Source organism: Mycobacterium sp. GA-1841 (assembly GCF_001954135.1).
Classification (GTDB): domain Bacteria; phylum Actinomycetota; class Actinomycetes; order Mycobacteriales; family Mycobacteriaceae; genus Mycobacterium.
On record NZ_MBEQ01000058.1, the window covers coordinates 38495 to 45040 of the forward strand.

Consider the following 6546-nt stretch of genomic DNA (forward strand, 5'->3'; position numbering starts at 1 on the left):
TGTCGTCGCTGTCGTGGTGGCCCCGGCCGTCACTCCTCAGTGTATTACGGATGTCCAGAAGGTTAACGGAAAGTGACGAGATTCATGGTTGGCCGGCGCCCGGGTCCGGCAGGTTTTCCCCGAGGCCTGGCGGGATGTTGGTCCCCGGCGGCGGCGCGGTGCCCGGAAGTGGTTCTCCGAGTTGCTCTTTGGGTAGCTGCCCGAGCATCGAACCACGCAGGTTCCCGTTGCGGTACAGGGTGTGCATCTGCCGCATCCAGTCCAGCCCGGAGATGTCGGAATTCTCCTGGCCGGGTGCGACACCGACGACGGTGCCTTCACCGGGTGCCGACGGCTTCTCGTTCTGCGGGAAGAAGTTTCCGTTGTTGAATGCCCGGAGGTTGGGTGCCTCCGTCGGTGGTGCTCCACCCGGGGCCGACGGCACCGCGTACTGGCCGAGCAGGGCGCCGGGGCTCATGTCGATGCCGTCCGGGACGCCCAGGCGGCCGGGCCCCGTCTCCGTACCGGTCTGTCCCAGCACCGACAATCCGTTGGGCCCCAACGGAGCACCCATGAGCGGCACCTCCGGACCGGGTTGCGGGACGGCGGGTGTCGGAGCCGGGTCGGCGGCCGCGATGGCCGGATGCACCACCGCGACGCCAATCGCCAGCCCGGCTGCCGCGAGGACTGCCAGCTTGTCTTTGGCTGCTGCGTATTTCGTTGTCACGGTGAAGCGTCAGACCGACTTGGTGACGCCGTAGTAGGCGACCACATCGTCGGTGTCGGTGGTTGAACTGGTCAGCGTCGCGTACGACCGAAGGAAGGACTGGCCCACGCAACCGTCGACCTTGATGTGGACATCCTTCAACGTAACCCGCACCGGAGCTGCCTTGAACGACTTCTTGTCCACCGACACCGTGGTGACCGTGCCGGGCTTGGGATGGATCTCGAGCGTGCCTGACATCGGCATGCTCACCCCGGTGGGAACGAGACCGGCGAGTGTCGAGCCGGACGTACTCAGGCCGATCGAGCCGATGAGACGGACCTGACCCAGTTCGATGCCACAGCCGATCTGGTAACCGGTGTCCAGCGTGCCGCCGGTCAGAGAGGTCGAGCCGCCGCCGGTCACCGTCCCGTTAAAGGTTCCGGCGACCAGATATTCGCGTGACGAGGCCGCGGTGGTCAGCGGTGCCACGGGCAGCTGACTCTCGTTGGCCGCCGACACTGTGAGCTTCCATCCGTCCGGGGTGGTGACCACGCCCGGTTCGGCGGAGGCGACCACCCCGTTGTCCGGTGGCGGCCCGGCGTCGACCGGTTGTGCGGCCGGGTCCACCGGTGCCGGCGGCGGGTCGGCGGCGGCCGACGGGGCAAGGGCCACCGGGGCCAACATGCACACTGCAGCGAAGGTGACGAAACGATTCAACATGGCCGAACGTGTGCCTCTCGTGGGGGTCCGATCTGAGCGATCGGTGTCGTGAACGATGCGAATCATGTTTGTTCTCTTACCGTGTCGCGGTCAGACGGCCTTGGTCACGCCAAGATAGGTGACCACGTCGTCGGTGTTGTCGGTGGAGCTGGTGAGAGTGGCATAGGTGCGGATGAACGATTGACCGGCGCACTGGTCGAACTTGACGCGGACGCCCGAGATGGTGACGCGGGTACCGGTGCCCTTGAACGACTTCTTGTCGATCGGCACGATGGTGACCGTGCCGGGCTTGAGATAAACCTTGCCCTGCAGGCTGATGCCGGTGCCACCACTGACATCACCGGCCGAGCCGGTGAACGGAATCTTGATACCCGGCGTGAAGCTGATGCCGGGGTTGATCTCGGTTTCGTCCGTGATGATGCCGCAGCCGATCTGGGCTCCGGCCTCCAGTGTGCCGCCGGTCAGCTTGGTCTTTCCTCCTCCGGACACCTTGCCGGTGAAAGTTCCTCCGACCAGATATTCGCGCGAGGAGACGGCGGTGGTCAGCGGGGCCACCGGCAACAGAGATTCGTTGGCGCCCACCACCGTCACGTGCCAGCCGTCCGGGGTGTCCAGTGCCCCGGGCGGCGCCGACGGAACGGCACCGTTGTCGGCCGGCGGTGCGGCCGCGGCAGGAGCCGCGGGATCCGGCGGGGGTGGATCCGCCGATGCCAGGGGCGCAATTGCCACCGGGGTCAACATGCAGACGGCAGCCAGGGTGGCAAAACGACTCAACATGCGTGAACTTACGCCTCTCATGGTTTGAACCCAGATGGTCCGCGACGCGTCGTGGTCGTCAGAAGTCAAGGGGTCCAAGGAATCTGTCGCGACGAAGCATGGACCGGTCTGGTTTCCGAACGGTGAACGGTGGGCCAACGTTGACCGCCGTGATTCCATCCAGCTCAATGCCGGAACCTGTGAATGTTCTGGAGAACAGCTGGGCGGCAACGTAATTGAGACGCAGTGGATGTTGGTCGAGGTTGCGTCCAATGGACAGCCGGGATAGGGGCCGGGTTGGCCCATCGTTCACCTTCCGGACATCTGCACCACCGACCGTGTGCGTCCGGGCGTGCGCATACGTCGAACTGCCACCGACTGACGGAGGAAACGTTGAGGCTTCAGGTCCATGAGCGAGCATGGGTATCGCTTCTCCTGGCGTTCGGCATCGGGCTGGCCGCCGTGGCGCCGGCCCTTGCCGATCCCGTAACCGACCCGGTAGCCGACCCGGTCATGGTCGCGGATGACCCTGCGGCGCCGGCGGTCACGGCGTGTACGGCTTTCGCCGACGCGCTCGATTCCGCCTCGACGTTCTACGGCGATTTCGCGGACTCGATCGAAGGTGTGGCGCGGCCCGACTATGCGGATCCGGGGGTCAGCACCACCAACACCAGTGGCCGGACCGCCTTGCGTCAGGCCGCCGCGTCAGCATTGAATGCCGCCGGCACACCGGGACTTTCGCCGGACATTGCCAATCCGATGCGGGCATGGTCCTTCGGCGCCACCAAGCTTCTGCTGAAGATGGGTCTGCACAGCGGTGGGCAATCGCTCAACGACACGGCCACGCAGCTCAACAACGACGCCGGTAATGCGCAGCTGGCCTGCGCTGCGGCCGGGACCCATGCCTGACGTGGCGGCAACGGGAAGAACCCTGATCCGGGTGGTGCTTTCAACGCTCGTTCTCGTGCAGGCGACGACCGCTTGCGCGGCCGGCGGCGATCAGCCCCAGCGGCTACCGCGCCAGGTACCCAAGTCCGCACTCGAGTCGTTGCTGCTCGATGCGCACCAGGTTGACGCCCTGATGGAAATCGACGGGATGACGGCGCACCCGCCGGTCACCGCGATGAGCGATCATCGCAACCTGCTGCCCAACCTGAATTGTCTCGGTGCCTGGCAAGTCGACGAGGCTGCCATCTACGGCGATCACTGGACCGCCATGCGTCAGGTGCTACTGCGGGCGCCGGACAACGACCACTGGGACAACCTCTTGGTGCAGTCGGTGGCCATCTATCCGTCCACGCAGGATGCCACCGACTTCTTCGATCGGTCGGCGATGCGTTGGTCGCAATGCACCGATCACCACGTGAACATCACCCTCAACGGCGAGCCGCTGCCCAAGTGGACGAGCGGCGACCTCACCCAGACCGACTCCGAACTCACGCTGCCGTTCACCCGCGTCGACGGGGACCAGACGCGCAGCTGTGAACGTGCGCTGGGCGTCGCGGCCAATCTCGTGATCGATGTCCAAGCCTGCAAGCCCGCGCGCGCAACGGTGACGCAGGCCGGCGATGTGGTCGAGGCGATCCGGGCTGCGATGCCGCGGTGAGCGTTCCGGCAGCGACCATGGCGGGTATCGTGGACAGCGCAGTTGGTTTGTCGGTCCGGTTTCGGCTGGGGCGACATCGAGCGTCGCACGCTGCTCCAGGTGCGACGTGAGAGGGAACCTGGTGAGAATCCGGGACTGTCCCGCAGCGGTATGCAGGAACGACCGCCGTCATCAGCACTGGCCCGACGGGCTGGGAAGCGACGGCCAGTAGGTGCACGATCTTCGTGCGCGCCTGTGAGTCCGAAGACCTGCCAGCCGTACCGGGCGCGCCGCGTCCGGTGGTGCATCGCCTCGCGGAATGGGCAGTGGCCGAAGCGGTTCACCGTGGCGGGTGGCTGTGTTCGGTTCGATGTCTCCTGGCGGTGGCCATCCTCTTCGCACGTTGAAGGACGTCGTCATGAGCACAACCGCAGTACCCTTCACCGCCACCATCCTCGGATCGCCCCGGATCGGTCCCCACCGGGAACTCAAACGCGCCGTCGAGAAGTACTGGGCGGGCCGGATGGAGCGCGACGAACTCGAATCGGTCGCTGCAACGTTGCGCCGGGACACCTGGGAGTCGTTGGTCGCGGCCGGGCTCGACTCAGTGCCGGTCAACACGTTCTCCTACTACGACCAGGTGCTCGATACCGCGGTTCTTCTCGGCGCCTTGCCGGCCCGGGTCGCCGGCATCTCCGATGACCTCGACCGCTATTTCGCCGCGGCCCGGGGGAACGACGAGATCACGCCGCTGGAGATGACCAAGTGGTTCGACACCAACTACCACTACATCGTCCCCGAGATCGGGCCGGACACCACGTTCTCCCTCAACCCGGACAAGGTGCTCGGCGAACTGGAAGAGACGCGAGCCCAAGGGATTCCGGCTCGTCCGGTGATTGTCGGGCCGATCACTTTCCTGGCATTGTCCAAGGCGGTCGACGGAGCTGACGCACCGATCTCCCGGCTGGACGAGCTGATCGACGTGTATGCCGAGTTGCTGGGGGCACTGGCCGACGAGGGTGTCGGCTGGGTCCAGTTCGACGAGCCAGTTCTGGTGACCGACATCCTGGACAACGCCGCCGAACTTGCCGAGCGCACCTACGCCCGGCTGGGTGATCTGACCAAACGGCCCGCGATCTTCGTCGCGACGTACTTCGGTGAGTTGACCGATGCCCTGCCTGCGCTGGCCCGTACTCCGGTCGAGGCCGTCGGTGTCGACTTGGTGGCCGGCTCCGGCGCTGCCCTGGCCGCAGTCCCCGAGCTGTCCGACAAGCTCCTGGTCGCCGGGGTGGTCGACGGCCGCAATATCTGGCGCACAGACCTGGACAGGGCACTGGGGACCCTGGCCGCCTCGGTCGGCAGTGCCCGAGCGGTGGCAGTGTCGACGTCGTGCTCGACGCTGCACGTGCCCTATACCCTCGATGCCGAGCCGGATATCGATGCAGCACTGCGTAGTTGGCTGGCATTCGGGTTCGAGAAGGTCACCGAGGTGGTGGCGCTGGCACGTGGCCTGAAGGACGGTCGCGATGCCATCGCAGCCGAGGTCGGGGCATCCGACGCCGCGATCGCGTCCCGTAAGGCGGATCCGCGAATCACCAACGCCCAGGTACGATCCCGTATCTCGACGATCGTCGCCTCCGGGACCACACGCGGGCCCGCCGCGCAGCGCCGCGCCGCTCAGCAGGACCGGCTCAACCTGCCGTCACTGCCCACCACCACCATCGGGTCCTATCCGCAGACCTCGGCCATCCGTATTGCCCGCGCCGAGCTGCGATCCGGGAAGATCGACGCCGCGGAGTACGAGCGCCGGATGAAGGCGGAGATCGCCGACGTCATCACGCTGCAGGAGCAGCTGGGCCTCGACGTACTGGTGCACGGTGAACCCGAGCGCAACGACATGGTGCAGTATTTCGCCGAGCAGCTCGACGGTTTCTTCGCCACCCACAACGGGTGGGTGCAGTCGTACGGCAGCCGGTGCGTCCGGCCGCCGATCCTGTACGGCGATGTGGCCCGGCCGGATCCGATGACCGTCGAGTGGATCACCTACGCGCAGTCGCTCACCGCGAAGCCGGTCAAGGGCATGTTGACCGGCCCGGTGACGATTCTGGCCTGGTCGTTCGTGCGTGACGACCAACCCTTGGCGGACACCGCCTTTCAGGTTGCCCTCGCCATCCGCGACGAGACAGTGGATCTGCAGGCGGCAGGCATCGCGATCATTCAGGTCGACGAGCCGGCACTGCGCGAACTCCTGCCACTGCGGTCCAAGGACAAACCGGCCTATCTCACGTGGGCGGTGGAGGCGTTCCGGTTGTCGACCTCCGGCGTCGCCGACTCCACGCAGATCCATACGCACCTGTGCTACTCGGAGTTCGGTGAGGTGATCGGGGCGATCGCAGATCTGGATGCCGACGTGACGTCGATCGAGGCGGCCCGATCGCACATGGAGGTGCTCGGTGACCTCAACGCGGCGGGCTTTTCCAACAGTGTCGGGCCGGGGGTCTACGACATCCACTCACCGCGGGTGCCGGGTGTAGCGGAGATCGCCACGTCGCTGCGGGAGGCACTCAACACCGTTCCCGCCGAACGTCTCTGGGTCAATCCCGACTGCGGGCTGAAGACCCGCACCACCGATGAGGTGACCGAGTCGCTCAAGCACATGGTCGCTGCGGCAGCCGAGGTGCGGAGCCGGTAGCTGGTCAGCTCGTGGCGGCCTGGGCGTCCAGCCAGGCCGCCAACGAGCGTCCGGCCTCCAACACATGGCGTTCGGCGATGGTGCGGGCGGCCTCGGCGTCTTTGACTT

General features: G+C 66.2%; 6 protein-coding genes, 1 pseudogene and 1 riboswitch. Of the genes and pseudogenes, 3 read left to right on the forward strand and 4 right to left on the reverse strand.

Going from position 1 to position 6546, the window contains the following annotated elements:
* Positions 1 to 82: 82 nt before the first annotated feature.
* The 3 genes from A5740_RS13800 to A5740_RS13810 all read right to left on the reverse strand — a co-directional run bounded on the left by A5740_RS13800 (position 83) and on the right by A5740_RS13810 (position 2182).
* Positions 83 to 706, reverse strand: a complete 624-nt coding sequence (locus A5740_RS13800) for a hypothetical protein (RefSeq protein ID WP_076194879.1) — start codon at positions 704 to 706, stop codon at positions 83 to 85.
* A gap of 9 nt (positions 707 to 715) precedes the next feature.
* A complete protein-coding gene (locus A5740_RS13805; protein WP_076194881.1) occupies positions 716 to 1405 on the reverse strand; it encodes an MspA family porin in 690 nt (229 codons plus the stop codon).
* Between the two features lie 90 nt (positions 1406 to 1495).
* Entirely contained in the window at positions 1496 to 2182 is a 687-nt protein-coding gene (locus tag A5740_RS13810; protein WP_076194883.1) for an MspA family porin, read from the reverse strand.
* Positions 2183 to 2554: 372 nt separating this feature from the next.
* On the opposite strand from A5740_RS13810, the gene A5740_RS13820 reads away from it, so the two are divergent.
* The 3 genes from A5740_RS13820 (at position 2555) to metE (ending at position 6438) form a co-directional block, all read left to right on the forward strand.
* Positions 2555 to 3070: a hypothetical protein gene (locus A5740_RS13820; protein ID WP_139335114.1), complete on the forward strand. Its 516-nt coding sequence runs from the start codon at positions 2555 to 2557 to the stop codon at positions 3068 to 3070.
* Between the two features lie 55 nt (positions 3071 to 3125).
* Positions 3126 to 3767 (forward strand): sensor domain-containing protein, encoded by a 642-nt coding sequence (locus A5740_RS13825; protein WP_254849184.1) that lies wholly within the window; start codon positions 3126 to 3128, stop codon positions 3765 to 3767.
* Positions 3768 to 3837: 70 nt separating this feature from the next.
* A riboswitch (cobalamin riboswitch) is annotated at positions 3838 to 4038 on the forward strand.
* A gap of 126 nt (positions 4039 to 4164) precedes the next feature.
* Positions 4165 to 6438: a 5-methyltetrahydropteroyltriglutamate--homocysteine S-methyltransferase gene (gene metE, locus A5740_RS13830; protein ID WP_175616246.1), complete on the forward strand. Its 2274-nt coding sequence runs from the start codon at positions 4165 to 4167 to the stop codon at positions 6436 to 6438.
* Between the two features lie 4 nt (positions 6439 to 6442).
* On the opposite strand, the pseudogene A5740_RS29105 reads toward metE, so the two are convergent.
* Positions 6443 to 6546: pseudogene (locus tag A5740_RS29105) on the reverse strand (GntR family transcriptional regulator); the annotation flags it as partial.

Coding starts and splice junctions, on each gene's coding strand:
- A5740_RS13805 (WP_076194881.1), bottom strand. CDS start 1,405: ATGTTGAATCGTTTCGTCACCTTCGCTGCAGTGTGCATGTTGGCCCCG.
- A5740_RS13810 (WP_076194883.1), bottom strand. CDS start 2,182: ATGTTGAGTCGTTTTGCCACCCTGGCTGCCGTCTGCATGTTGACCCCG.
- metE (WP_175616246.1), top strand. CDS start 4,165: ATGAGCACAACCGCAGTACCCTTCACCGCCACCATCCTCGGATCGCCC.